Origin of the sequence: Providencia sp. JUb39 (assembly GCF_012272845.1) — a bacterium.
Lineage (GTDB): Bacteria > Pseudomonadota > Gammaproteobacteria > Enterobacterales > Enterobacteriaceae > Providencia > Providencia lanzhouensis.
Genome location: NZ_JAAWXD020000001.1, coordinates 2,656,002 through 2,681,721 on the forward strand (window position 1 = coordinate 2,656,002; position 25,720 = coordinate 2,681,721).

The following is a 25,720-nucleotide window of genomic DNA, read 5'->3' on the forward strand; positions in this document are numbered from 1 at the left end:
CACGATGCAGATTTGTTATTTATTGGTTATCTTATTGAAAGTTAAGCAATATCACAGCCCGGATGGATTATAATCGAGGTTTCATCCTAACCTTTAACTCACAGTGGATACCCTTGCCAAGCAAGAATATCCACTGAAAAACGTCAATGACTTATTCGAATGGCGCCATTGCTGGCACAACATCCGCACATTGCCCACGGTGACGCAAAAAGTGATCCATCAGCACAATCGCCATCATGGCTTCCGCGATAGGCACCGCGCGAATGCCCACACAAGGGTCATGGCGACCTTTGGTGATCATCTCAACCTCTTCACCATCACGATTCAAGGTTTTTCCTGAAACGGTAATGCTAGAGGTCGGTTTCATGGCGATATGGGCAATAATCGGCTGGCTGCTGCTAATGCCCCCTAAAATTCCGCCTGCGTGGTTAGATGTAAAACCGTGGCGGGTGATTTCATCGCGGTTTTCACTGCCTTTTAAGCTCACCACACCGAAACCATCGCCAATTTCAACGCCTTTTACTGCATTAATGCTCATCAGCGCATGGGCGATGTCGGCATCTAAGCGGTCAAAAACTGGCTCGCCTAAACCCGCGGGAACGTTCTCAGCCACAACGGTGACTTTTGCACCAATGGAATCCCCCTCTTTTTTCAAGCCACGTAACAGCTCATCAAGGGCATCCAATTTACTTGGATCAGGGCAGAAGAATGGGTTTTCTTCGACAATCGACCAATCTTTAATTTCACACTCTACGCTGCCCATTTGGGTCAGACATGCACGAATTTGAATGCCAAATTTCTCTTGCAAGTATTTCTTGGCAATCGCCCCCGCAGCAACACGCATCGCTGTTTCACGAGCAGATGAACGCCCGCCACCGCGATAATCGCGCAGACCATATTTCTGTTCATATGTGTAATCGGCGTGCCCTGGACGGAACACGTCTTTAATCGCACCATAATCTTGGGAACGTTGATCAGTATTTTCAATTAATAGACCGATACTGGTGCCTGTCGTCACACCGTTAAAAACCCCCGATAGGATTTTCACTTGGTCAGGTTCACGGCGCGCAGTGGTATAGCGCGATGTGCCTGGACGACGGCGGTCTAAATCTATTTGTAAATCTGCTTCGGTCAGTGCTAATCCCGGCGGAACACCGTCAACGATGCAGCCTAATGCTAGCCCGTGTGACTCTCCAAAAGTGGTCACACGAAACAGTTGCCCAATTGAATTTCCAGCCATTCCCTGTTTCCTATTTGCTTGCGATTCTTATACTTGTTAAGAAATATGATGTTATGCGTAATTATTATGTTTTATTTGATTATGCCGAGTAACGCAACTCTTTATTAATTAATATATTAATCAATATAAAGAGCAAAGTGCTCGTGATGTTCCACCAATTGTTCACGGGTTAACATAAATACGCCGTCACCACCAAATTCAAAATCTAGCCAGATAAATGGAATATCTGGATATTGGTCAATCAGATGCACCATGCTGTTACCCACTTCGCACACCAAAATCCCCTCTTCAGTTAAGAAGCGCGGAGCGTTAGCGAGAATGCGGCGAACCAGTTTCAGACCATCGCTACCAGCCGCCAACGCCAGCTCAGGCTCGACACGGAACTCTTGTGGCAGATCGTCCATATCTTCGGCATCCACATACGGCGGATTGGTGACAATCAGGTCATATTTAACGTCTGGCATATCTCTGAATAAATCAGAACGAATTGGGATCACCCGGTGCTCTAAACCATGATTCGCAATGTTTTGCTCCGTCACAGCCAAGACATCCGTAGAGATATCCACGGCATCCACTTCGGCTTCAGGGAATTCATGGGCGCAGGCAATCGCGATGCAGCCACTTCCCGTACACAGGTCGAGGATGGTTTGTGGTTCATCAGATAATAAGCCCACAAAATGGTTGTTAATCAGCTCACCAATTGGCGAACGCGGGATCAGCACTCGCTCATCCACATAGAATTCATGTCCACAGAACCACGAACTGTTAGTCAGATAGGCAACTGGAATACGATCATTGATACGGCGTAATACGCGCTCAATAATGCGGTGACGCTCCGTTGGAGTCAGGCGCGAAGTTAGTAGCTCATCCGGTAAATCCAGCGGTAAATACAGGCTTGGCAAAACTAACTGTAAAGCTTCATCCCATGGGTTATCGGTGCCGTGACCATAATAGATATTGGCAGCATTAAAGCGGCTCATGGTCCAACGTAAAATGTCTTGAATGGTATGAAGTTCTGCGACGGCTTCATCAACGAAGATCTTTTCCAAGAAGGGATTCTCCTGCCTGTGGATTAAAAGGGAAAATTTGAATGGCTAAAGTTTGCCACGAAGTGAAAGACAAATCAGCAGATTAATGTAAGAAAATACGCATATAAGCACTTGTTTGCGCATTTTGGCGCTAAAAATAACCGCGCCCCGGATTTTCATCAAGGGCGCAGTGTTTATCATGATATTAAAAACGTTACGCTAATTCTTCGACTTCTTTCTCGGTTTCTTCCGGTTTTTTCACCCATACCGCGTAAGCAATAGTGAGTAACAACAACCAACCAATCCCCACATACAGCGCAATTCGAGTACTTTCGAAATAACCTAATACACCGAAAATAAACACCATAAAGGCAATTGCAAGGATAGGCGCAACTGGCCACATCGGCACTGGGAATTTCAATTGCTGAACTTGCTCTGGCGTCATCTTACGGCGCATCGCAAATTGTGCCAGTAAAATCATGAACCAGACCCAAATCGTGGCAAACGTGGCAATCGAAGCGATCACTAAGAACACATCTTCAGGGATCAGATAGTTCAGAACCACACCAATAAACAGCACCAGCACCATGACTAACACCGTCATCCATGGCACCCCATTTTTGGTTAACTTAGTGAATGATTTAGGCGCCTGCCCTTCATGAGCCATGCCGTACATCATGCGACCTGCACCAAAAATGTCACTGTTAATTGCCGAGATGGCAGCGGTGATCACCACTACGTTCAAGATATTCGCCGCAGCTGAAATACCTAAGCTATCAAAAATCTGCACAAACGGGCTGCCATTTTGACCAATCTGGTTCCATGGGTAGATGCACATCAGTACAAACAGCGTTAATACGTAAAACAGTAAGATACGTACAGGCACCGCATTAATGGCTTTTGGAATGGTCACTTCTGGGTTTTTGGCTTCGCTCGCCGTGATCCCGATGACTTCGATTCCACCAAAAGCAAACATCACCACCGCAAATGAGGCTATGACCCCGCCTATGCCATTTGGCATAAACCCGCCATGGTCAAATAGGTTTGATACTCCAACCGCATGTTCAGAGGCTTGACCAAAACCAAACATCATAATGGCAGCACCGCCGACGATCATCGCGACAATCGCCCCCACTTTAACTATCGATAACCAAAATTCCATTTCGCCGAATGTTTTTACATGGCACAGGTTAATAGCACCAATAAAGCAGATAATACTGAGTACCCAAATCCACTGAGCCACATCAGGGAACCATAATTTCATATAGACCCCAAATGCCGTGACGTCAGCCAAGCAGACAATTAGCATTTCAAAAACATATGTCCAGCCTGTGAAAAAGCCCGCTCGCGGACCTAAATAGTGGCTAGCATATTGAGAGAATGACCCTGCCAATGGGCTGCGAACCGCCATTTCACCGAGCGCGCGCATCACCATAAAAACAGCCGCGCCCCCAATAATATAAGCCAGTAAAACGGCCGGACCGGCAGTTTCAATGGCTTTGGCTGAACCATAGAATAACCCCGTTCCTATTGCTGAACCGAGGGCCATAAATCGGATGTGGCGCGCAGAAAGCCCACGCGCAAGTTGTGATGTGCTTTGCATGTTGTGTCCTTCGTATTTTTATCAGTCGTTTCGAAGAGAATTCGCAGCCGATACATAGTCGGCTGCTTCTAAAACACTTACTTATAGGAACTATCGGTATATGAACGACAGGTTTTTATAAATGAAAAACCGAGTTTGCTGCAAATAACGTGGCAAGTTTATGTTGATCAATAAGCGAGATAGCTGCCTCGATATCCGGCGCGAAATAACGGTCTTTATCGTAATACGCCACTTTATCACGCAGAGTTTTACGGGCTTTTTCCAGTTTTTCGCTCGATCTTAAGCCATCGCGGAAATCCATTCCCTGACACGCAGATAACCATTCAATGGCTAAAATGCCTGTCACGTTTTTCGCCATTTCCCATAAACGGCGACCAGCTGCTGGTGCCATGGAAACGTGGTCTTCTTGGTTGGCGGATGTTGGTAAGCTATCCACGCTAGATGGATGCGCTAATGCTTTGTTTTCACTGGCTAATGCTGCTGCCGTCACCTGTGCAATCATAAAGCCAGAGTTTACGCCACCATTGTTAACTAAGAATGGCGGTAATTGGGACATGTGCGTGTCCATCAACATCGCAATACGGCGCTCTGATAATGCACCAATTTCGGCTAATGCCAGCGCGATATTGTCCGACGCCATAGCAACTGGCTCCGCATGGAAGTTACCGCCAGAAATAATGTCGCCATTATCGGTAAACACCAGCGGGTTATCAGATACCGCATTAGATTCAATTAAAATCACTTCTGCCGCTTGACGGATTTGCGTTAAACACGCGCCCATCACTTGAGGCTGACAGCGTAATGAATACGGGTCTTGGACTTTCGAACAATTTGCGTGAGATTGGGACAGTTCGCTGGTTGGCGATAACACATCGCGGAACAGCGCAGCCACATCAATTTGACCTTTTTGACCACGAACTTCTTGGACTCGCGCATCAAATGGCTTGCGTGAACCTAATGTCGCTTCCACGCTTAACGCCCCACACACAATGCCGGATAACAGCAGGTTTTCCGCTGCAAACAAGCCTTTTAACGCAAACGCCGTCGAGGTTTGTGTCCCGTTCAATAGCGCTAAGCCTTCTTTAGCTTCCAGAGTTAATGGTTTCAAGCCCGCTTTTTCTAACGCTTTTTTCGCCGGTAGCCATTGGCCTTCAAAGCGCGCCTGCCCTTCACCAATCAGAATTAAGCTCATATGTGCTAGCGGTGCTAAGTCACCCGATGCGCCCACTGACCCTTTTGCAGGAATATACGGGTAGACTTGTGCGTTAACCAGTGCAATCAGCGCTTCAATCACTTCTAAGCGAATGCCTGAGAAACCACGCGCAAGGCTGTTTATCTTTAATACCATAATCAAGCGAACCAGATCATCGTCCAGTGGCTCGCCAACACCAGCCGCATGGGACATCACAATCGAGCGCTGTAAAGATTGCAGATCTTTGCTGGCAATACGAGTGTTAGCAAGTAAACCAAACCCGGTATTGATCCCATACGCGGTTTTATCTTCCGCAATGATTTGATTTACGGTCGCAACGCTTTTGGCGATAACGCTGTGAGCATGTTTATCTAACGTGACGGTCACTGGCTTTTGGAAGACAACGCGTAATTCGTCGAGTGTCATTTTCCCCGGATGGATAGTTAATTTAGTCATCAATGGCACTCCTTAACGTGTTTTTAGCATAGGTAGGTTTAAGTTTTTCTCTTTAGCGCATTCGATAGCGATGTCATAGCCCGCATCCGCATGGCGCATCACCCCTGTCGCTGGATCATTGTGCAGTACGCGAGCAATACGCTCCGCTGCCGCATCTGTACCATCACAGACAATCACCACGCCAGAATGTTGAGAGAAGCCCATTCCAACGCCGCCACCATGGTGTAATGACACCCATGTCGCGCCGCTCGCCGTATTTAATAGCGCGTTGAGTAACGGCCAATCAGACACTGCATCCGAGCCATCTTTCATTGCTTCAGTTTCGCGGTTTGGACTCGCTACTGAGCCTGAATCTAAATGGTCACGGCCAATAACAATCGGCGCAGAGACTTCGCCGCTTCTAACCATTTCATTGAACGCTAAACCTAACTTGGCGCGATCCCCCAAACCAACCCAGCAAATACGCGCTGGTAAGCCTTGGAAACTAATACGCTCACGCGCCATGTCCAGCCAACGATGCAGATGTTTATCGTCTGGCAGTAATTCTTTCACTTTGGCATCTGTTTTATAAATATCTTCAGGATCCCCTGACAGCGCCACCCAACGGAATGGACCAACACCGCGGCAAAATAGTGGACGAATATAGGCTGGAACAAACCCCGGGAAATCGAACGCATGTTCAACGCCCATTTCCAATGCCATTTGACGAATATTGTTACCATAATCGAATGTTGGAATGCCTTGGGCTTGGAAAGCCAACATCGCTTTCACATGTTCCGCCATGGATTTTTTCGCCGCCAACGCAGTGCCTTGTGGGTCTTTCACGCTCTTTTCGCGGTACTCATCCCAGCTCATACCAATCGGCAGATAGCCATTGAGCGGGTCATGAGCACTGGTTTGGTCGGTAACCATGTCAGGCTTAATGCCACGACGAACCATTTCAGGTAAAACTTCAGCCGCGTTAGCACACAGTGCGATAGAAACAGCTTTGCCTTCTGATGTGTACTTTTTAATGCGCGCTAATGCGTCATCCAGATCGGTCGCTTGTTCATCCACATAACGGGTTCTTAAGCGGAAATCGATGCGGCTTTGCTGGCACTCAATATTTAATGAGCAAGCCCCTGCTAACGTTGCCGCTAATGGCTGTGCGCCACCCATCCCACCTAAACCGGCGGTTAATACCCAACGCCCAGTGAGATCACCATTGTAATGTTGGCGTCCCGCTTCAACGAAGGTTTCGTAGGTGCCTTGAACAATTCCTTGGCTACCAATGTAAATCCAGCTTCCTGCGGTCATTTGACCGTACATGGCTAAGCCTTTTGCATCCAACTCGTTGAAATGCTCCCAATTCGCCCAATGTGGTACAAGGTTAGAGTTAGCGATTAATACGCGAGGCGCATTTTCATGGGTTTTGAATACGCCGACAGGCTTCCCTGATTGCACCAGCAGGGTTTCATCGTCATCTAGCTGTTTCAGGGATTCAATAATTTGGTCATAGCATTGCCAGTTACGGGCTGCGCGACCAATCCCACCATAAACCACAAGCTCATGGGGATTTTCTGCCACGTCAGGATCGAGGTTGTTCATCAACATGCGCAGTGGTGCTTCTGTCAGCCAACTTTTAGCTGTTAAGGTTGTTCCACGAGGTGCTCGAATTTCAATATTACGATATTTGTTATTTAACTTTGTCACGAATATACCCTCACTTAGATGCGTGTTTGACTTATTGCGTCTCCTTATAGATATAGTTGTATATACATGTACAATCAATTTATTTTTTAACAATTGTGATGACTAAAACAGACTCTAGTGAAAGATATTATTCATTAAAAACAATGAAATAAAAAAACACCCTTTGATTTTACTGATGTTTTTTTATTCTAAATCTGCCTACCAGATCACATTTAGTTCACAGTTATTTTACATTTATCTTAGGAATGATAGAGGTCAGCACAGCCATAATGGCTGCGCTCATGTCGACGGAATGGTCTTATGTCATACCACTAGGAAGAAAAACTGCCTTTGAGTTTATATCGATGACCGGGAAACAATAACTTCGTACTGGTCACGATATGGCTTTGTGACCATGTTCGGCGGGTAATTTGCAGGCAGGATGCGCCCACATGCACTTGCAAAAGCCGAGCACTGCGGTCATCCGCCTCTACCGCTTCAACAATATGCTCACCCTGAGTCAACGGCGCAACACGGGATAAATAATCGTGGGGAGTGATGGTCAGAAAGTCTTGTTCCAGATAATCCGGTGCTGCCAGCGCATTCACAAAACGATCTTCAATTTGCACAGGAATATCATTCTCCAAATGGACAATCACGGAATGATAAACCGGCGTTTCTGGGGAAATATTTAACTCTTTTGCCAGTGTGACTGATGCACTGACTTTTTCTAACTTGTTAATTTTGCAGCTGTATTGATGATTTCTGGCTAGGATCTCATCTTCAATGCTGTGGATTTCAAACAAAGCGGATTGCCCTTTAGGTTCGGCAACAAAGGTGCCAACCCCTTGAAGACGCACCAATAACCCTTCAGCGGTAAGCTCCCGTAAGGCTCGGTTTGCCGTCATTCGGCTACAATCAAACTGCACAACTAACTCGGCTTCTGAAGGCACACGGTCGTTGGCTTGCCACTCTCCTGCTTGTATTTTTTCAATAATTGACTGCTTAACTTGCAAATACAATGGAACAGGAGTTTTCAGCTTCGGTTTTTTTTCGGCTGTCACGTTTATTTCCAAATAAGTAATGTGTGTGAGTCGTCAACATTGAAAATCAATCAAAATAATTACTGCCTATAGTGGAGATGATATTCTTAGGCCGCAATCAGAACTTTATGAGCAAATAATATTATAACCTGAAAAACAGAAACGCTTTTTCTATTTTAACTAAAATAAACCATTAATTTTTATGGGTGACTTTTCCTTGATAAACACGCTGATTTAATGGATTGCTGCCCTGTTCATAAATCATTTCTACCGGATCTTTGGCATTCCATACCACAAAGTTAGCTTGATAGCCGACGCGTAATTGCCCAAGGCTATGTTCTCGCCCTAATGCTTTTGCTGCATGGCGTGTCACTCCTGCCCAAATTTCTTCAGGGGTTAATCTAAATAATACCGCCGCCATATTCATCACCATACGCAGTGAGGCAAATGGGCTGGTACCTGGATTAAAGTCCGTGGAGATGGCCATAGGTACTTGGTTTTCGCGTAATAATTCAATCGGCGGTAGTTTAGTTTCACGTAAAAAATAGAACGCACCGGGTAATAATACTGCCACAGTTCCACTGCGTTTGAGGGCTTGAATACCTTGAAGGTCTAAGTATTCAATATGGTCGACTGATAGCCCGTTAAATTCTGCCACCAGTTCACTTCCCCCTAAATTAGAGAGTTGCTCCACATGTCCTTTTACTGGAATTCCTAGTTTTTTCGCTGCTAAGAATAATTTCTCGCTTTGTTTAAGAGAAAATCCAACACTTTCACAGAACACGTCCACGGCATCAAATAGCCCTTTTTTCCATAGCTGCGGCATAATTTCATCGCAAATAAGGTCAATATAATCGTCAGCTTTACCTTTATATTCTGGCGGAACTGTATGCGCGGAAAGTAATGTCGAGCTCACGTCGATCGGATAAGCTGCAAATAATCGTTTTGCCACTGACAGTTGTTTCTCTTCATTTACAAGATCTAACCCATAACCCGATTTCATTTCAACAGTGGTGACGCCTTCACGGATCAACGCTTCTAAACGCGGTTTCGACACCTCATATAACCCATCTTCACTCATAGCTCGTGTAGAGCGAACGGTAGAATTGATTCCGCCACCTTGTGCGCTAATTGTTTCATAGGAGACGCCATTCATACGTTGTTCCCACTCTGCGGCTCGGTTACCACCAAACACTAAGTGGGTATGGCAATCAATTAGTCCCGGCGTGATTAAGCGACCTTCAACATCAATGATGTGGCAGCCGTTAGCATCAACTTGGTCGCTTGGGTGAATGGTAATGATCTGCTCACCACGAATGATTAAATCGTGATTTTCCAATAACCCATATGCCGTTCCAAGTTCACTATTCATTGTGGCGATCCGCCCGTTACGCCAGATCACATCATTTGCGTGTGCTTTAAATAACATAAATCATCCCATGGCAGCAGAAGCCCTAATTGGCTTCACATATAAAAGGTACAGATATAAACGTATAGATATGTATATACAATTAGACTACTTATCGGTCTGTTGTCAATGTCTACTCTCGTAAAAGTTATAAATTTGTTACGTAGCGCTAAAAATATTCTATGATAACCGTTCATGGGAAAAATGGGTTACACTACGATCCGTTTTGTGGATCCGTTTTGTGGGTTCTGTTTTGCCCATCCAAGAAAGCATCATTTATTAACAATTGATTTATAAACAATGACTAAAAATAAATTCGCCTTAGAAGACGGCGACATCAATCTCTTTAAAGACGCTATTCAAGGTGCTAAGAAAATTCACCAAGACCAAATAGTGCATGCCCCTATTCGTGCGAAAGTCACTCAACCATCCAGTAAGAAAGTTCAGCAAGAACAAGTGGATGCTTCGTTTTATTTTTCTGATGAATTTCAACCACAGCTAGATAATGAAGGTCCTACTCGTTATTTAAGACCGGATGCCAACCCGTATGAGCTGAAAAAATTACGTCGTGGAGACTATGTGCCGGAGTTATTTCTGGATCTCCATGGATTAACCCAAATGGAAGCGAAACAAGAAATTGGCGCGTTAATTGCAGCCTGTAAGCGGGAAAATGTCCATTGTGCCTGCATTATGCATGGACACGGTAAGCATATTTTGAAGCAGCAAACACCTCTATGGCTTGCCCAACATCCTGATATTGTCGCTTTTCACCAAGCCCCTAAAGAGTGGGGTGGCAATGCTTCGCTGCTATTATTAATTGAAACGACTGAGAGTGCTCGCCGTTAAGCACTCACTTCGTTTAGTTTTCATCCCCAAGGATGCTCAAACTTAAGATTGGGTCAACGAAATCTGCGATGGGCTGAGCATCCATTCTAAGTGACACTTCATCTGCTCAGTATCCACCTCAACGCATGCAATCGTCGATGTTGTAAACATTGGCGGTGCTTCGTGGGGACATAACTCCGAGACCAAATAGCCGACCAGTGGCAGGTGCGAAACCACCAAAACTGCCTTGGCACCACTAAATGCATAATCTCGAATTTGAGAGGCAACCCAATCCGCATTTCCTCCGGGGGTTAGCCCTTCCATGATTTGCGCTTGCGCTGGCAACGATAATTCCTCACGCATCACTTGTAATGTCTGTTCCGCGCGCAAATAGGGGCTCACTAATACGGTATCAATTTGAGGTTGGCGGGCTTTTAGCCATTTCGCCATCAGTACCGAATCATCTTTTCCCTTTTGGGTTAATGGTCTCGCTGAATCACTCGCCGCCTGGATTGCAGCATCACCGTGACGCATAATATAAACTTGCATAATCCACCATCTGTGCCGCAGTCCCACAGGAGAATGCGGGTCTTTTTGTTAAGATAATTATTGTTAAAGATAACCATCAGTTGGGGTGAGGAGAGATTCTGCAACAAACCCGTTGCAAATAAAATGATTTACATTGTTTTTTACTGACATTTTTTGTCATTCAGTCATAAAAAAACCTGATAACCACAGCGTTTAACTGTGGCATCAGGTTGATTAGACAGCGATTATCGCTTATTAAATATCACTATTTTCTTCCGCTGAAGATGCATTTTTTTCATGATCATTCACCGGATAAAACGTGCGGTTAGACTGTGCCATTTCAATCAATAAGTCGCATGGCACAAACTTATCACCATGTTTTTCCGCTAAGTGTTGCAACGTTTCCACGGTTTTACTGAGGCCAAGGCTATCCATATAACGGAAAGGTCCCCCAAAGAATGGCGGGAAACCAATTCCAAATACCGCACCAATATCCCCATCTCGCGCGCTACGGATAATCTTCTCATCTAAACAACGTGCAGCCTCATTGAGCATTAACATAACGCAGCGTTGAGCAATATCCGTTTGGTTCGTTGACGTTGAGGGGTGAATGTTAATCAGTGAATAAATACCCTGGTCAACTTGACGTTTTGTGGATTTTTTCCAGAAAGCCAGCTTACTTTTTGGCTGCCCGTAAACATAAAAACCACGACCGTTTTTCTTCCCTTTACGGTCATCGTTGACCACTTTGTCGAGAGCATCAGGGGCTTTAAAGCGGTTGCCAAAACGTTCAACGAGAATCGGTAAAATTTTGGTTCCAACATCAATACCCACTTCATCAAGTAGATGGAAAGGTCCAACAGGGAAACCAAATTTCACTAATGCCTTATCAATATGGTCAATCGCCTCGCCTTCCACAAGACATTGCGCCGCTTCACACAAATAAGGTGCCAGAATACGGTTCACATAAAAGCCCGCATCATCACCAACGACGATGGCGGTTTTACCTTGGCGCTTAGCAAAGGCAACCGTGGTTGCGATGGTAGTGGCATCCGTTTGCTGATGAGGGATCACTTCCACCAGCGGCATTTTATCCACAGGACTAAAATAGTGCAGCCCAATCACTTTCTCTGGATGAGGGCTGCCTTCCGCAATACGATGGATAGGTAACGAAGAGGTATTTGAGGCAAAAATCGCTTTGCCGTCTGACATTTTTGCGGTTTCTTGCACCATTTTACGTTTCAGTGCCAGATCTTCAAACACAGCCTCCACTACAATGTCTGCTGACTCTAATCCTTGATAGATCAATGTTCCCGAGATTCGAGCCATAATCGCATCCCGCTCCCGAGGCTGTAAGCGCTTTTTACTCACTCGCTGAGAAAGCAGATCCCAGCTATAACGCAGAGCTTGAGCGATACCCTTGTCCGAAATATCTTTAATGCGTACCGGATATTTACCCAATACCGCACTCACATAAGCGATCCCGCCCCCCATCAAGCCACCACCAAGCACACCCACTTGTTTGATAGTTTTTGGTTTAGCGTCCGCCCCAGTTTCATTTTTCAATGCGGTAGAGGCAAAAAATAGGCTACGTAATGCGGCAGATTCTGGTGTCATCGCCAGTTCACCAAACGCTTTGGCTTCTTCGGCGAATCCCGTTTTTAGCCCGCTATTCATACCCGCTTTCACCACCTGAATAATCTTTTCTGGTGCCGGATAGTGTCCTTGGGTTTTACTTAATGTTTTCTCTTTCGCGCTGGAGAAAACTTTATTACGCAATAGCTTGCTACTGAGTAAACGCTGTTGCCAAGGGAGAGGTTTACGTTTTACGCCCCCTTTCTGCGCCAGCTCAACCGCCGTGTCCAGTAGAATCGAAACCGGAACTACGTCATCGATTAATCGCATTTTTAACGCTTGCTTACCTTTTAATTGGCGTCCTGTCAGCATCATGTCTAAGGCATTTGGGATCCCAATTAAACGCGGTAAGCGCTGAGTGCCGCCAGATCCTGGCAGTAACCCTAGCTGCACTTCTGGTAAACCCAGTTTGGTTTTATCGTCATCAGAACAAATGCGCGCATGGCAAGCGAGCGCTAACTCCAAGCCACCACCTAGGCATGCACCGTGGATAGCTGCAATAATCGGCAGCGGATAATTTTCAATCTTATCGAACAGAGTGTGCCCCTGCTTAGATAGCTCACTCGCCTGCTCTTTACTGGTGCAGTTAGCTATCATGCTAATATCTGCTCCTGCGATAAAACTGTCTTTTTTACCGGAGGTGATCACCAAGCCTTTCAGACCAGATGTCGATTGTGCTTGCTGTAAAATGGCATGAAATTGCTGTGCAAACTCCGCCTTTAGGGTGTTCACTTTTTCATTAGGAACATCAATATAAATCACCCCAACATTGCCATTTACTACCTTTAACGTGAATGCAGGTTCTGTGATGACTGCTGAATGTTGCGTCATTATTCTGCCTCCAAAATCATTGCCACACCAAGCCCACCCGCCGCACAAGCGGTAGTTAGCCCAAACCCGCCACCACGTCTACGTAGCTCATTCAATGTTTGAGTCACCATTCTCGCCCCTGTCGCGGCAAAAGGATGACCATAAGCAATAGAACCGCCCAGCACATTAAATTTGTCCATATCAATTTCCCCAATCGCCTTCGACAAGCCAAGCTTTTCCTGGGCAAATTTTTGACTGGCAAACATTTGAATATTGGAGAGTGTTTGAGCTGCGAACGCTTCGTGCATATCAATTAAAGTCAAATCTTGCAGAGAAAGCCCCGCTCTTTGTAAGGCAATAGGTGTGGCATAGGAAGGTCCCAGTAGCATATCTTCCCACACATCAATTGCCGAGAAAGCATAACTTTTGATGTACCCTAACGGGGTATAACCTAATGCTTTTGCTCGAGATTCGGTCATCATCAACACAGCAGCCGCCCCATCCGTTAATGGCGTACTGTTGGCTGCGGTAACGCTACCGTGTTTTCTATCAAACGCAGGTCTGAGTTTCGCATAGGAAGCGAGCACGGAATTTTCACGAACGTTATTATCCTGCGAGAATGCCTGCTTGTAAGGTGGCATATATGCGGTCATGACTTCTTGCTCTAACACGCCGCTTTTCCAAGCTTTGGCAGCCAGCAAATGAGAACGATGGGCTAATTCATCTTGTTGCTCACGGCTAATATGGTAACTTTTCGCCATCTGTTCGGCGGTGTCTCCCATGCGTAACCCAGTGGAGTATTCCGCGACACCTGGTGCAACTGGCGCTAAATCTTTCAGACGCAATTTACTGATAAGCGATAATTTTTGCCCAAATGATTTGGCTTTGCTTAGCGCCAATAGTGTGGCTGCGAGCTTTTTTGATACGCCGATAGGCAGCACAGAGGATGAATCTGCGCCACCCGCGACACCCACGGAGATATCCCCCACCATCATGCTTTGCGCGACATTCACAATCGCTTGAAAGCTGGTCGCACAAGCGCGAGAAACACTGTAAGCATCCGTCGATACGCTCATACCCGTACCCAACACAATTTCTCTCGCAATATTAGGTGCTTCAGGCATTTGAACCACTTGTCCAAAAACCAATTGCTCAATAATCGACGGGTCAATATCACTACGATGCAATAGTTCTGCAACGACGGTTTTGCCTAAATCCACAGCGGGAATATTGAGATAAGCGGTAGATTGCTTAGCAAAAGGCAAACGTAATCCACTAACGATAGCAATCCTTTCTTTTGTGGCATGCTTATTATCGCCATGGTGGGAGAGTTGATTCATGGTCGCTCCTGCTAAAAGAAAAATAAGTAGAATTGTTGTGATTAAATTAAGAGGTCTGACCTGTATCGATTGTTAACATATTCTTCACATTTATCAATCAGCGTCGATAAAAAATGCGAGCTCACACACAAGTTACAATTAATTGGCAATAAAGAGGGGAAATTAGGTAAGTTTTGAGTAATAAAAAACCCATTCACTTCTAAAAATGACGCATCCGCGAAATAATAGAGTTAATGGGCTTTAAAAAGGAATTCAAACGTTTGATTAACGCAAGCCTAATTGGAAAATCAGACTTTCTGCTTCACAGCTAAATGTAAAGTTAGCCGATAACTCTACACCACCCGCAACGGGGTTGATTGAGTGAGCAATTTCACACGGTTCAGACTCAACAGATTTGGCTTTTTCTGTGAGTGTTTTCAGCATCGCTTCAGCTTCTTGCTGAGTCGCAAAAACATGCTGATACGATGCGGTGCAATCTTTATTTTCCAGAACTGTACCCACATCTACACAGCAGCACGCAGCTGTTTCATCCGCGCTACAACGTTTAATCGCATCAGTCATTTTATTCTCCCAATGAACAAACTGTTAAGTAAGTATCATAACGCTGAAAAAGTGCCAAACACTAGTGATATCAAATTTAGTTGCTAATAATTCAATATAAGTTTGATCTAGCTCCTTATATGAGCACTTATTACTCGTTAAGCTCACACAAATGTTGCCATTTTGTTAATTACATCGCATTTTCGAAAAGAAAAATCGCACAAAAACAAAACAACCTTGCAACATCCCCAGTGGTCAGACCTATACTCATTGAACTGGTCTGATTTGTCGTAGAGGCAAGCGACCCTACAATTCAGCGCTTCTTGCGATAGAAGTCGCTTATTTAAATAAAACATACAAGAGGGTTTTGGTCATGAACCAGAAAAACCTATTTGCTCGATCAGCTTTAGCAATCGCAGTGGCTGTTATTTCTTCCAATGCAAGTGCAGCTGGTTTTTTGCTGAATGAATATTCAACCTCAGCCCTAGGACGTGCATTTTCAGGCGCAGGAGCCGTCGGCGACAACGCAAGTGAAGGCAGCCGTAACCCAGCTGCAATGATGTTATTTGATCGACCAACCATGTCTATCGGTGCTGTTTATATCGACCCTACCGTTGATATTAAAGGCCGTACTAGCGATGCATTTACTGCCAATAACATCGCCCCTAACGCCGTTGTACCTAACGCGCACTTTATCTTCCCAATTAATGATAAGTGGGCTGTCGGTACCTCAATGACCACTAACTTTGGTCTTGCTACTGACTTCCATAAAGATTATGCAGCAGGCCCTATCGGTGGAAAAACAGATTTAAAAACCGTTAACTTAAATTTAAGTGGTGCATATCGCATCAATGATAATTTTAGCTTTGGTGTGGGCGCTAACGCTGTTTATGCTGATGCTGAAATTACGCGTCATATGGGCATCGGTGCAGGAGCTGTTCCACCAATGTTTGGTGTTACCCCAAGTACAACTGCAGCATCATTGAAAGGTGATGATTGGGGCTATGGTTGGAATGCTGGCTTACTATATGAAATCAACCAAGATAACCGCTTAAGCTTTACTTACCGTTCAAAAGTAAAAGTGAAATTTGAAGACGGTAAATATTCTAATGACTTGCCTAAACAAATTGGCGGTTTAGGCGGTACTACCGTTAAAGGAACTTTAGATCTCAACTTACCTGATATCTGGGAATTATCCGGTTACCATAAAGTCGATCCTAAGTGGGCGTTGCATTACAGTGTTGCTTATACTGGCTGGAGCACATTTAAAGATTTAACAGCATATAGAAAAAGTGATGGTGGCGTCCTATTCCACAAACCAGAAAACTTTGATGATGCATGGCGCTTAGCATTAGGTACTACCTACTATTATGATGATAATTGGACCTTCCGTACCGGTATCGCATACGATGAAAGCCCTGTGCCATCTAAATACCGTTCAATCTCAATTCCAGACCAAGACCGTTACTGGCTGACTGCAGGTACCACTTACGCATTTAACAAAGATGCCTCTGTGGACTTAGGTATTGCTTATATGCACGGTAAAAAAGTTAATATTAACGAAAAACTAGCAGAAACACCGACTTCACCTGTGATTGCATTCAAATCTGAAGGGTCTGCATGGTTATACGGCGTTAACTTTAACTATACATTCTAATCAGTTATATCTTATCGGGGGAGTTCGCTCCCCTGATATCTCCTTTTCTATCTCTTCCTTTGCCCACTTTCCTTTTATGCTCTTCGCAGAAAAATCATCCTCAAGCCAAATTTTTTCTTGACTTTTTTTTGTACAGATTTATATATTAATTATAGCCCGATGTTATTTTATTGTTAAAAACATTCCCGCGGCTTATTCATGCACTGATTCCAGTCATCGGTATCCACACAACCATTTTGATATCAATTTTTCACTGCAATGCTGCCCTTCATTTTTTTGACATGAAGAAGCAGTAGAGTTGCTCACTAAGCTACTATCTGAGGAAAATCATGGAAAAAACATAGGAGGGCATTATGGGAACATTATTCACTATCAGCTTTGTTAGCGTGTTAGTCGTCAGTGCCGTGATTGACACAGTCATCCAACGAGGAAAACAGGACAATGACTAGCAGTTTATTTATCACTCTCTGATGTCCAAAAAAACATAGAGAGTGATAAACCCCACCAAGTCAATTAGTCGATCAATTAATCAATCGAATCCAGCTCCCCTTCAATGACCGCCGCATTTGGATTATCTGCCGGTTGCAGCGTTCCCCCTCTTGATAAGAAATCATTACGTTGGAAGTAAGCTTCGCGGAACATTAAGTAAGGGTCGGAAGAGCTTTTCAGCAATCCATCCGAATCAAGTAATCTTGCACGGGTTTCAATCCCTTCCAGTGCCCATTTACCCGCAGACATCCAGAAAGTTAAATAACTCAGCATTGGGTAGAGATCGTCCGCTAGATCACCACCTTGCTCACGCAATGTTGCGCTGCCATAACCCGGTAGAACCACATATGGGCCATAACCCACATCATAGTAGCCTAGTGTATTCCCGAAACGCTTTGGCTCTTCTTTGACTAACTGAGGGTTTGCCATGCCAGCAACATCAATTAAGCCACCGATACCAAACACTGAGTTCAAGAAGAAGCGGTTAAAGTGCTTAAAGCCTTGCTCCACTTCTCCACGGAAAAAGCTGTTTAACATGCTGGCTGGTTCTTCAAGGTTGCCAAGAAAGTTACTGAGTCCGTTTCGAGCAGGCATTGGCACGTAATCATTCCAAGCAACGGCTACAGGCCTTAAGACATATGGGTCTAAGACATTATAGTTAAAGTTAAACATTGCTCGGTTAAAGCCTTCTAACGGGTCTGAACGCTGCTGCGTTTCTGGATCAACGCTCGCGCACCCAGCCATTAAAACTCCCGCGAGAAGAACGCTACTTATGCGAAACTTCATCATTCTCTCCATCCTTTATTCCACCTTGCCATGGTGTTTTTATCGTTATTGCTAATCGCTTTATCATAAAAGCAAATAGAAAAACGTGTTAAGCGTTTTGAGTGGTTTAATTGCCATATAGATATAATTATAACCTATTTAATTATCAACTTATCATAAGAAATGAATCCAAATTCCCCCAAACTCCAAGGTCGCTTCAGTAAATGTCATTAATTAGTGCATTAACATAGAGATAGACTTATCTGAAATAATTTTAGGCCGAACCGTCAGATGCTTAAAAAACCAACAAAGAAAAGAATAAAAAAGATAAAAGCAGAGAATTTGGCTGTAACAGCTTGATTCAATGGAGGGTGGCCAGTAAAATGCCAAGCGCTATTACGCAGCATCTCAATGTCCCCTTAGTTAAATGGATATAACGAGCCCCTCCTAAGGGCTAGTTGCAGGTTCGATTCCTGCAGGGGACAGATTCCTGCACTAAGCACTCCCCCCAAGAACTTTCCCAATCTTTCTTCATCCTATTTCGCTTTTACTTCTTCCCCTATAGTATTTTGCTTATATCCCTATTTGATGGACTGACCACGATGCGAACACTTTTTGCCTTATTAATTGGTATTCTTCTGATAGGTTGTACGATGGAAAAATCGCCTTCTGTTGTTATGACAGGGATAACATCAAACCAAGTGATGCAAATAGAAGGAACGCCGGATGACCAAACGAGGCAGGATGGTTATCAGCTAATGGTTTATCATGATAAACAACAACCAAAAACCACAGCAAAAATAACAGACCGCTGGTTTATTTTTAAGAATGGATACTTGTTAGAATATTCTACGCAATATTTAAATTCGTCTAACGCGACAAATACACCATTGAGATTAACTGCAAAACAAATATTATCTCAATGGATAGATAGCCAATCCTTACCAACAAACCCATCAGCTCACATGAAATAAAAGATAAACTGGTGCCATAAAGATTGTTATATTTCTTTAGAAAGATAATGGCGCTGCATGCCTAATTCAGGGAAATTAGGGAGTGAAATTTGTTTCACATAACCCAATTTTTCATAAAATGGCAAAGCTTGGAAACTAAAGGTATCTACCAATGCATTGTGGCAGCCGAGTTTTTTACTCTCTTCTTCTGCGACGTGCATTAATTGGCTACCTAATCCATTCTTACGCATTAACTCATCCACCCACAGATAATCAATACATAACCATCGACCTTTAATAGACGCGAGAAGCCCCCCCTGCATAATCCCATTTTCATCTTTGCTATACACACCAAGTTGCCCAAAATAGCTATTTTGCAAAAAAGATCGGTTGTAGCTTCTTAACCCAGTAAATAATTCTTCTTTATCTTCAGTAGTAATCTCATGTGTAACTATAACTTTCATAACAACCTCATTTTATTTATCGATATTTTTATGATGTAGAAAACATCCCGCCAACAAATTAATTATCGCTTACTGTCCGCATAACATCGTATTACGAATATCCTGGTTAGACATCATTTACTTAATTAAAAACTAAACATTTTTTATCTTGCCTGTAATTTTATTCACCGTAAAATCCCCCCTAATCTTTCAGAAAAAATGTGAATAATATGACGCTTACCATTATTATTTTTGTGTTGGTCTATATCGCCATGGCATTTGGCAAACTACCCGGCTTTAAAGTTGATAGAACGGGCGCCGCCGTCATCGGTGCATTAGCCATGATGGCTATCGACAGCATCACGCCACCTCATGCCTGGAATGCCATTGATTACCGCACTATCGGCATGCTATTTGGTTTGATGGTGGTCTCCGCTTCGTTTGTGGTTTCCGGCTTTTATAGTTGGACTGCCGATCGCGTGGCGATGCTCAAAGTCAGTGCGCCTACACTGCTTGCCGTACTGATCGCCGTTGGCGGATTACTTTCCGCGCTGTTAACCAACGATGTAGTTGTCGTCGCGATGACGCCATTATTGGTCTCCATCACACTATCTCGCGGGCTTAACCCCATTCCGTTTCTGCTTGGATTCTGTTTTGCCGCCAACAACGGTGCAACAGGCTCGCTGATTGGTAGTCCGCAAAATATGATCGCGGCACAGGGGCTAGATATTTCCTTTGTGGGCTTATTACAATCCTCGGCAATACCGGCATTATTATCTTTACCGCTCACCTGGCTGGTATTGGTGTGGTTATATCGCAACCGCTGGTACTTAGCTAAAGAGCCGACTAATACTCCTAAAACGGTCTCTCCTCCAACACCACTCGATACATGGGAAACTGCTAAAGCCGGTGTGATCACACTCGCCGTGATTGTGGCTTTTGTGGTGAGTGATATACCGAAAGAGTTAATCGCATTAACGGCAGCGGGTTTCCTATTACTGAACCGTTCCATTGCGTCTAGCGATATGCTTAAGTTAGTAGATGGGAATTTATTGCTATTAATCATGGGATTATTTGTCGTCAACGCGGCATTTGCTGGAACAGGATTACCACAGCAAATGTTGAATGATTTACGCGCTCATGGTGTTGAACTTAATAACCCATTCATTCTATTTCTAGTCACTGGCGTCCTCAGCACTATTGTCGGAAATAACCCCTCCGTCATGCTGCTGGTGCCTTTTTTAACGCCTGACGGTAACGCTGATGCATTAGGCGCCGCATTAGTCCTTGGCTCTGGTTTTTCCAGTAACTTGTTTGTGTTTGGTAGCTTGGCGGGCATTATTGTTGTGGAACAAGCGGCGGCTTATGGTGTGAAAATTTCATTCTCAGAATTTGCAAAATCTGGTGGAATTGTTGCCGTTCTCTGTATGCTATTAGCCACTGCATGGATTTTATTCGCGTTATAAAGCTAACGCCTTTCTCAGCCTATTTAACTGAGAAAGGCGTTTAGGATTTTCAGGGAAGAATAGCAAATGAGCGCACAGGAAACCCACTCGCATTATTGGGTTTCGCCACAATATTAAAAATCACAGCACCACGAGTCGGTAATTGATCCAAATTCGCCATCAACTCTATTTGGTAAGTATCTTGTTCTAATACGTAATATTCGCCTAATAGCGCGTTATTTTGGCGAAAATCTTTCGCTGCATCAGTATCAAATGTCTCATGCCCAATGGCTTTAATGCCACGCTCTTCAAATAAAAATTTGAGCGCATCCATACCCCACCCCGGGATTTGATTATTACCTTCTGCGTCTTTATTATCCATGGCTTCTTGAGAAGGCCAGCGCTTATGCCAATCTGTGCGTAGTGCTACAAAACTATCCGGTTCGATTCGCCCATGTTCACGCTCGAAAGCTAAAACATCTTCGCGAGAAAATGCAAAATTAGGGTCTTGTGCCGCTCGCTCAGATTGGTTGATAACAATCAGCGGTAAGACTAACTCTTGCAGCTCCAATTCATGTAAAAAGCGTTTTCCTTCAACAAAATGACAAGGCGCGTCAATATGCGTGCCGTATTGCCCAGGAAAGGTAAATTGCTGAGCAAAAAAGCCGTCAGAGTAGCCAAATAATGTTTTAAATTCTGCAGAGTCAAACATAAAGAAATGAGGAGAATCTTTATCAAAGCTGTGCGTTAAATCCACCCATTTTTTGGATTTTAATACCTTTAGTGCATTTAAAACTTCGTTAGCCATCATTTTCCCCTATCTGGTTTTAGTCTTTATCAGACAATTTTATTTTGCTATTTTTATTTATTCTGAATAGGTAATAACCAACTCTATGGCGTTTGTCTATCTTTCTAAACGATCTGTTGCCAATTCTTTCGCTAAATTGGCAACGAGACTCGAATATTATTTAGAATAATTTGCCCACGCAGCTGGCTCAATGAAACCATCATAAAGACGCTGAGAACGAATATAATCTGCATACTCTTTTGATTCAAAAGCCTCTTTTAAATCTTTAGCCCATTGAGTATCGAGATCTTTTTGTAGCACAGAAACCACAACACGATGCTCAAGTGGTGAATTTTCAACAACCAAACCATCCGCAATACGCTGCCCTGCACTCGCCACATAATTACCATTCACTACCACAAAATCCACATCATCCAATAAACGTAAACCTTGCGCGGCATCTGTTTCACGGATATCGAGCTTATATTTTGCTGGTTCAATGTCATTTACGCTAAAGCTGAGCGTACTGACATTCGGTTTGATTTTAATCCAACCCAGTTGCTCTAAAATTCGAGCTCCACGTTCCGCGTTTACAGGGTCATTTGACAGCGCGACAATCATGCCATCTTGCACATCATTCAGCGTTTTGTGTTTATTCGAACGTAAACTCTGCGGTGCGCTTGGTGAATCGGCCAATGCGACCATATTAATGTTATTTTTTTGGTTATACGCTTCCATATAAGCGCGACTTTGGTTTACTGATGCGTCAATTGCCCCTTCTTCAAATGCAGGGTTAATTTGCCTGTTTTGTGAAAACTGACGTAACGTCACTTGGTAACCTTTTTTCTCTAAAATAGGCACAATACCTTTATCGACTTGGTCGATATAATTCCCAACACCGAAGCCAATAGTAATTTGCTTTTTATCTGAGCTGTCTTTTTCTTTATTATCACCACATCCTGCCAATACAATGATTGCGGTTGCCACTAAAGATAAATTTATTATTTTTTGTTTGAACATTTGAAATTCCCTATGGTGATTACTTTTTAATTACTTTCAGTTTTTAATATTGCCAATCGACCGGAGTATAAACAGGATTTATTTAACGTCTTAGATCCGTTCGTTATAACTTAAATAGAAATGAATATAAAAATGAATCAAACCAAAATGGTTATAACGATATAACAAAATGGTAGTTCGAATAATGATGTGATTGATATGTAATGAAGGAGATAAAAAAATTTAAATAAAGTGAGTTATTTATGACAGTGAAATTTGATTTAATTAACAATATTCTTAACCTAACACCAGACTCAGAATTAGCGAAGACCCGCGCAGAAAGACCGATTGCAACAGACAATACTCAAGCTGCTTTTGAGGCTATTTTTTCTGTGCCATCTCAAATATTGCCTCTAAATGTGAAATACTATTTTGCGCTTTCCGTGGCGAAAATTACTGGCTCCATATTACTCTCTAAACATTATGCTGAGTTATTATCATCTCAACCTATTGTCGAAATAACACCTGACATTACACTTGCCGAGAAATATCTGCGAGTATTAACCAGCAATCCAAATCAAGCAGATTACGCTTTAACACAACAATTTATTCAGCAAGGATGGTCTGAGTCCGATATTATTTTATTGGCTCAGTTAATTACCTTTGTCACTTATCAATCCCGCTTAGTCGCTGGCTTGGAATTATTAATTGGACAAAATCCGAATTCAGATAATAAAGCAGACCAACACTTTCCAATTTTGGCAGGAAATTGGAGTCATGCAACGACAACACAATTAGGACGACCATCACCAACCGCCTTTACACAACAGCAATTAGATTGGGAGTCTTGGTTATCTGCTCGAGATGTCAATTCGTTAAGTGACGATGAAACTCAAACACTGAAAAAACATGGACAATTAAATTCTGAATATTTCCTACTGTTAGCTCATCAAAGCGAAATCTTAGCGCTACGTACACAGATAGACCGAGGTATTTTTTATACCTCAGGTGGGCTACCTCGCTGGGAGAGAGAGTTTGCTGCTGCTGCGGTCAGTAAAGTGAATGGCTGCATTTATTGTGCTTCAGTTCATGCGCGCAAAGCTAGCCAGTATGCAAAAGAACATCTCGGTGATGTCGAGAAACTGCTGGCGACGCCCGCAGGAAATGTGCTTGCTGAAGGCTATGAATCGAGGCTTTTAGCTATCGTTTCTCTTGTTGCTTCCCTCTCTACTACGCCTATTCAAGCCTCAGTTGAGCAAATCGATCAACTACGTTCATTAGGGTTAACGGAACTAGAGTTACTCGATTTAATTCAATCCAGTGCATTTTTTTCATGGGCTAATCGCTTAATGCTGACATTGGGAGAACCGTTTGAACTCCCTGAAAATAAGGAGTAATACCATGGATAAGGTCATTGGATTAGCGGCTCTAGAGGCGCAAATAAATCAGGATTTGCAGTATCTTAATTTACCGATTAGCTCATGGTCGTTATCAGATGAAGATCTTGATAAACAACAGATTAATGTCGCCATTATCGGTGCGGGCATGTCGGGAGTAACGGCGGCTTTTGCCTTAAAATTACGGGGAATTAACGCTATCGTTTTTGACCAAGCGCCCTCAGGCAAAGAAGGTCCTTGGCAAACGCCAGCCTTGATGGAAACCTTGCGGTCACCTAAACAGGTTGTCGGTCCTGCTCTTGCATCCCCCTCTTTAACATTCCAAGCCTGGTTTAAAGCTCAATTTGGCGATAATGCGTGGGAAAGTCTCGATAAAATCCCACGTTTACAATGGGGTGAGTACCTACAATGGTTTAAAACCATGACGGCACCCACACTGCTAAATCAGCACCAATTAGTCGATGTTAAATTAATCCCTCAAGGCCGTGAGTTAACGTTTGACACTCCCAATGGGCAGACCTCTTTTGTTGCTCAGCATGTTGTCATTGCAACCGGCATGGAATCATTTAGCGAACCTAACATCCCAGAATTTATGAATAAAATTCCAACTCAATACTGGGAGCATTCATATGCGGGTAGCAACTATGAGAGATTTAACGGGCTAGATATTGGCGTTGTAGGCTACAGTGCGGGGGCTATGGACAGTTCAGCCACTGCATTAGAACATGGTGCTAAGTCTGTTGAGTTATTGATCCGAGCAAAAGAGATGCCCCGAGTAAACCGAGGAAAGGTCGCCGGAAGTGCCGGTTTTACCAATGCCTATGGATATTTTACCGATGCGCAAAAATGGCATTATGCTGACTATGTTTTGAAAGCGAAAACCCCTGCCCCTCATGGTAGTACACTACGAGTTTCTCGCCATCCACATGCTTATTTTAACTTCAATACACAAGTCAATGATGTCACCGTCAAAGAGAAAAAATTGCACGTTTCCACCAACCAAGGGGATTTCTCTTTTGATTACCTCATTTTAGCGACTGGCTACCGACTGAATTGGCAAAAACACAGCCCATTTCATCGCCTAGCACCGTTTATTAAAACGTGGAGAGATGTTTATACCCCACCTAAAGGTGAGGAAAATGATGAACTTGCCGCGCATCCCTATCTTGGTGAACACTTTGAATTGCAAGCAAAATCGGGTTACGAGTTTCCGTTTATCGACCACTTTTATTGCTTCAATTTAAGCGCTTCGCTCAGCATGGGTCCCGTAATTGGCTTGATCCCAGGCACCAATACCGGAGCTGAGCGTTTAGCAGATCATATTGCTGCCAAGTTGTATCTAGCCCATCGGCAACAGCACCTTGAGTTGGTTAAAACCAGTACAGAAAATGAGTTATTAGGTGATGAATGGCAACCTGCCTTACCTCCCGCTCAGCGTGTACAATTGATTGAAAATGTGGAGTAAA

The 25,720-nt window shown here is 43.8% G+C and carries 21 protein-coding genes and 1 tRNA gene; 7 read left to right on the top strand and 15 right to left on the bottom strand.

Annotated features, from left to right (window positions below):
• Positions 1-151 precede the first annotated feature (151 nt).
• The 7 genes from aroC to hutI form a co-directional block, all read right to left on the bottom strand.
• On the bottom strand, positions 152-1,240 hold the full coding sequence (gene aroC / locus HFU86_RS12300; protein ID WP_132495488.1) for a chorismate synthase: 1,089 nt from the start codon (positions 1,238-1,240) through the stop codon (positions 152-154).
• 116 nt (positions 1,241-1,356) lie between these two features.
• Positions 1,357-2,289, bottom strand: a complete 933-nt coding sequence (gene prmB, locus HFU86_RS12305) for a 50S ribosomal protein L3 N(5)-glutamine methyltransferase (protein ID WP_036949367.1) — start codon at positions 2,287-2,289, stop codon at positions 1,357-1,359.
• Between the two features lie 193 nt (positions 2,290-2,482).
• On the bottom strand, positions 2,483-3,871 hold the full coding sequence (locus HFU86_RS12310) for an amino acid permease (RefSeq protein ID WP_132495490.1): 1,389 nt from the start codon (positions 3,869-3,871) through the stop codon (positions 2,483-2,485).
• A gap of 115 nt (positions 3,872-3,986) precedes the next feature.
• Positions 3,987-5,519, bottom strand: coding sequence for a histidine ammonia-lyase (gene hutH, locus HFU86_RS12315; protein ID WP_132495492.1), 1,533 nt, complete (start codon positions 5,517-5,519; stop codon positions 3,987-3,989).
• Between the two features lie 12 nt (positions 5,520-5,531).
• On the bottom strand, positions 5,532-7,211 hold the full coding sequence (hutU, locus tag HFU86_RS12320; RefSeq protein WP_132495494.1) for a urocanate hydratase: 1,680 nt from the start codon (positions 7,209-7,211) through the stop codon (positions 5,532-5,534).
• Positions 7,212-7,522: 311 nt separating this feature from the next.
• Positions 7,523-8,254 (bottom strand): histidine utilization repressor, encoded by a 732-nt coding sequence (hutC, locus tag HFU86_RS12325; protein ID WP_187129357.1) that lies wholly within the window; start codon positions 8,252-8,254, stop codon positions 7,523-7,525.
• Positions 8,255-8,426: 172 nt separating this feature from the next.
• A complete protein-coding gene (gene hutI / locus HFU86_RS12330) occupies positions 8,427-9,662 on the bottom strand; it encodes an imidazolonepropionase (RefSeq protein ID WP_132495496.1) in 1,236 nt (411 codons plus the stop codon).
• Positions 9,663-9,941: 279 nt separating this feature from the next.
• On the opposite strand from hutI, the gene smrB reads away from it, so the two are divergent.
• Positions 9,942-10,487 carry an endonuclease SmrB gene (smrB, locus tag HFU86_RS12335; protein ID WP_036949350.1) on the top strand — a complete coding sequence of 182 codons (546 nt, stop codon included), beginning with the start codon at positions 9,942-9,944 and terminating at the stop codon, positions 10,485-10,487.
• A gap of 42 nt (positions 10,488-10,529) precedes the next feature.
• On the opposite strand, the gene sixA is transcribed toward smrB, so the two are convergent.
• The 4 genes from sixA to HFU86_RS12355 all read right to left on the bottom strand — a co-directional run bounded on the left by sixA (position 10,530) and on the right by HFU86_RS12355 (position 15,340).
• Positions 10,530-11,015: a phosphohistidine phosphatase SixA gene (gene sixA / locus HFU86_RS12340; RefSeq protein WP_132495498.1), complete on the bottom strand. Its 486-nt coding sequence runs from the start codon at positions 11,013-11,015 to the stop codon at positions 10,530-10,532.
• A gap of 234 nt (positions 11,016-11,249) precedes the next feature.
• Complete coding sequence (gene fadJ, locus HFU86_RS12345) at positions 11,250-13,460, bottom strand: fatty acid oxidation complex subunit alpha FadJ (RefSeq protein ID WP_187129358.1); 2,211 nt, start codon at positions 13,458-13,460, stop codon at positions 11,250-11,252.
• Positions 13,460-14,779, bottom strand: a complete 1,320-nt coding sequence (fadI, locus tag HFU86_RS12350; protein WP_132495502.1) for an acetyl-CoA C-acyltransferase FadI — start codon at positions 14,777-14,779, stop codon at positions 13,460-13,462. The genes fadJ and fadI overlap by 1 nt, the downstream gene beginning before the upstream one ends.
• A gap of 264 nt (positions 14,780-15,043) precedes the next feature.
• Positions 15,044-15,340: a YfcZ/YiiS family protein gene (locus HFU86_RS12355; protein WP_132495504.1), complete on the bottom strand. Its 297-nt coding sequence runs from the start codon at positions 15,338-15,340 to the stop codon at positions 15,044-15,046.
• Between the two features lie 352 nt (positions 15,341-15,692).
• Here HFU86_RS12355 and fadL point away from each other — a divergent pair, with 352 nt between their 5' ends.
• Positions 15,693-16,976, top strand: a complete 1,284-nt coding sequence (gene fadL, locus HFU86_RS12360) for a long-chain fatty acid transporter FadL (RefSeq protein WP_187129359.1) — start codon at positions 15,693-15,695, stop codon at positions 16,974-16,976.
• Positions 16,977-17,501: 525 nt separating this feature from the next.
• Here fadL and mlaA read toward each other — a convergent pair.
• On the bottom strand, positions 17,502-18,251 hold the full coding sequence (gene mlaA, locus HFU86_RS12365; RefSeq protein ID WP_132495825.1) for a phospholipid-binding lipoprotein MlaA: 750 nt from the start codon (positions 18,249-18,251) through the stop codon (positions 17,502-17,504).
• Positions 18,252-18,643: 392 nt separating this feature from the next.
• On the opposite strand from mlaA, the gene HFU86_RS12370 reads away from it, so the two are divergent.
• Together HFU86_RS12370 and HFU86_RS12375 are read left to right on the top strand one after the other, a co-directional pair.
• A tRNA-Arg gene (locus tag HFU86_RS12370) sits at positions 18,644-18,715 on the top strand.
• A gap of 168 nt (positions 18,716-18,883) precedes the next feature.
• Positions 18,884-19,204, top strand: a complete 321-nt coding sequence (locus HFU86_RS12375) for a hypothetical protein (RefSeq protein ID WP_255425977.1) — start codon at positions 18,884-18,886, stop codon at positions 19,202-19,204.
• Positions 19,205-19,230: 26 nt separating this feature from the next.
• Here HFU86_RS12375 and HFU86_RS12380 read toward each other — a convergent pair whose 3' ends face one another.
• Positions 19,231-19,647, bottom strand: coding sequence for a GNAT family N-acetyltransferase (locus tag HFU86_RS12380; RefSeq protein ID WP_132495510.1), 417 nt, complete (start codon positions 19,645-19,647; stop codon positions 19,231-19,233).
• A gap of 209 nt (positions 19,648-19,856) precedes the next feature.
• Between HFU86_RS12380 and HFU86_RS12385 the strand changes: the two genes are divergently transcribed.
• Positions 19,857-21,092, top strand: a complete 1,236-nt coding sequence (locus HFU86_RS12385) for an SLC13 family permease (protein WP_108478558.1) — start codon at positions 19,857-19,859, stop codon at positions 21,090-21,092.
• A 49-nt stretch (positions 21,093-21,141) separates the two neighbouring features.
• On the opposite strand, the gene HFU86_RS12390 is transcribed toward HFU86_RS12385, so the two are convergent.
• A complete protein-coding gene (locus tag HFU86_RS12390; RefSeq protein ID WP_108478557.1) occupies positions 21,142-21,879 on the bottom strand; it encodes a cyclase family protein in 738 nt (245 codons plus the stop codon).
• Positions 21,880-22,035: 156 nt separating this feature from the next.
• On the bottom strand, positions 22,036-22,878 hold the full coding sequence (locus HFU86_RS12395; protein ID WP_187129361.1) for a MetQ/NlpA family ABC transporter substrate-binding protein: 843 nt from the start codon (positions 22,876-22,878) through the stop codon (positions 22,036-22,038).
• 242 nt (positions 22,879-23,120) lie between these two features.
• Between HFU86_RS12395 and HFU86_RS12400 the strand changes: the two genes are divergently transcribed.
• Positions 23,121-24,254 (top strand): CMD domain-containing protein, encoded by a 1,134-nt coding sequence (locus HFU86_RS12400; protein WP_187129362.1) that lies wholly within the window; start codon positions 23,121-23,123, stop codon positions 24,252-24,254.
• A 4-nt stretch (positions 24,255-24,258) separates the two neighbouring features.
• On the top strand, positions 24,259-25,719 hold the full coding sequence (locus HFU86_RS12405; RefSeq protein ID WP_187129363.1) for an FAD/NAD(P)-binding protein: 1,461 nt from the start codon (positions 24,259-24,261) through the stop codon (positions 25,717-25,719).
• Position 25,720 lies beyond the last annotated feature (1 nt).

Excerpts from the sequence above, each read along its gene's own strand:
- HFU86_RS12385 (WP_108478558.1), top strand. The coding sequence starts at position 19,857 with ATGACGCTTACCATTATTATTTTTGTGTTGGTCTATATCGCCATGGCA.
- fadL (WP_187129359.1), top strand. The coding sequence starts at position 15,693 with ATGAACCAGAAAAACCTATTTGCTCGATCAGCTTTAGCAATCGCAGTG.
- sixA (WP_132495498.1), bottom strand. The coding sequence starts at position 11,015 with ATGCAAGTTTATATTATGCGTCACGGTGATGCTGCAATCCAGGCGGCG.
- hutH (WP_132495492.1), bottom strand. The coding sequence starts at position 5,519 with ATGACTAAATTAACTATCCATCCGGGGAAAATGACACTCGACGAATTA.
- aroC (WP_132495488.1), bottom strand. The coding sequence starts at position 1,240 with ATGGCTGGAAATTCAATTGGGCAACTGTTTCGTGTGACCACTTTTGGA.
- mlaA (WP_132495825.1), bottom strand. The coding sequence starts at position 18,251 with ATGAAGTTTCGCATAAGTAGCGTTCTTCTCGCGGGAGTTTTAATGGCT.
- HFU86_RS12390 (WP_108478557.1), bottom strand. The coding sequence starts at position 21,879 with ATGGCTAACGAAGTTTTAAATGCACTAAAGGTATTAAAATCCAAAAAA.
- HFU86_RS12310 (WP_132495490.1), bottom strand. The coding sequence starts at position 3,871 with ATGCAAAGCACATCACAACTTGCGCGTGGGCTTTCTGCGCGCCACATC.
- HFU86_RS12380 (WP_132495510.1), bottom strand. The coding sequence starts at position 19,647 with ATGAAAGTTATAGTTACACATGAGATTACTACTGAAGATAAAGAAGAA.
- HFU86_RS12400 (WP_187129362.1), top strand. The coding sequence starts at position 23,121 with ATGACAGTGAAATTTGATTTAATTAACAATATTCTTAACCTAACACCA.
- HFU86_RS12355 (WP_132495504.1), bottom strand. The coding sequence starts at position 15,340 with ATGACTGATGCGATTAAACGTTGTAGCGCGGATGAAACAGCTGCGTGC.
- HFU86_RS12405 (WP_187129363.1), top strand. The coding sequence starts at position 24,259 with ATGGATAAGGTCATTGGATTAGCGGCTCTAGAGGCGCAAATAAATCAG.
- smrB (WP_036949350.1), top strand. The coding sequence starts at position 9,942 with ATGACTAAAAATAAATTCGCCTTAGAAGACGGCGACATCAATCTCTTT.
- HFU86_RS12375 (WP_255425977.1), top strand. The coding sequence starts at position 18,884 with ATGGAAAAATCGCCTTCTGTTGTTATGACAGGGATAACATCAAACCAA.
- fadJ (WP_187129358.1), bottom strand. The coding sequence starts at position 13,460 with ATGACGCAACATTCAGCAGTCATCACAGAACCTGCATTCACGTTAAAG.
- hutI (WP_132495496.1), bottom strand. The coding sequence starts at position 9,662 with ATGTTATTTAAAGCACACGCAAATGATGTGATCTGGCGTAACGGGCGG.
- HFU86_RS12395 (WP_187129361.1), bottom strand. The coding sequence starts at position 22,878 with ATGTTCAAACAAAAAATAATAAATTTATCTTTAGTGGCAACCGCAATC.
- fadI (WP_132495502.1), bottom strand. The coding sequence starts at position 14,779 with ATGAATCAACTCTCCCACCATGGCGATAATAAGCATGCCACAAAAGAA.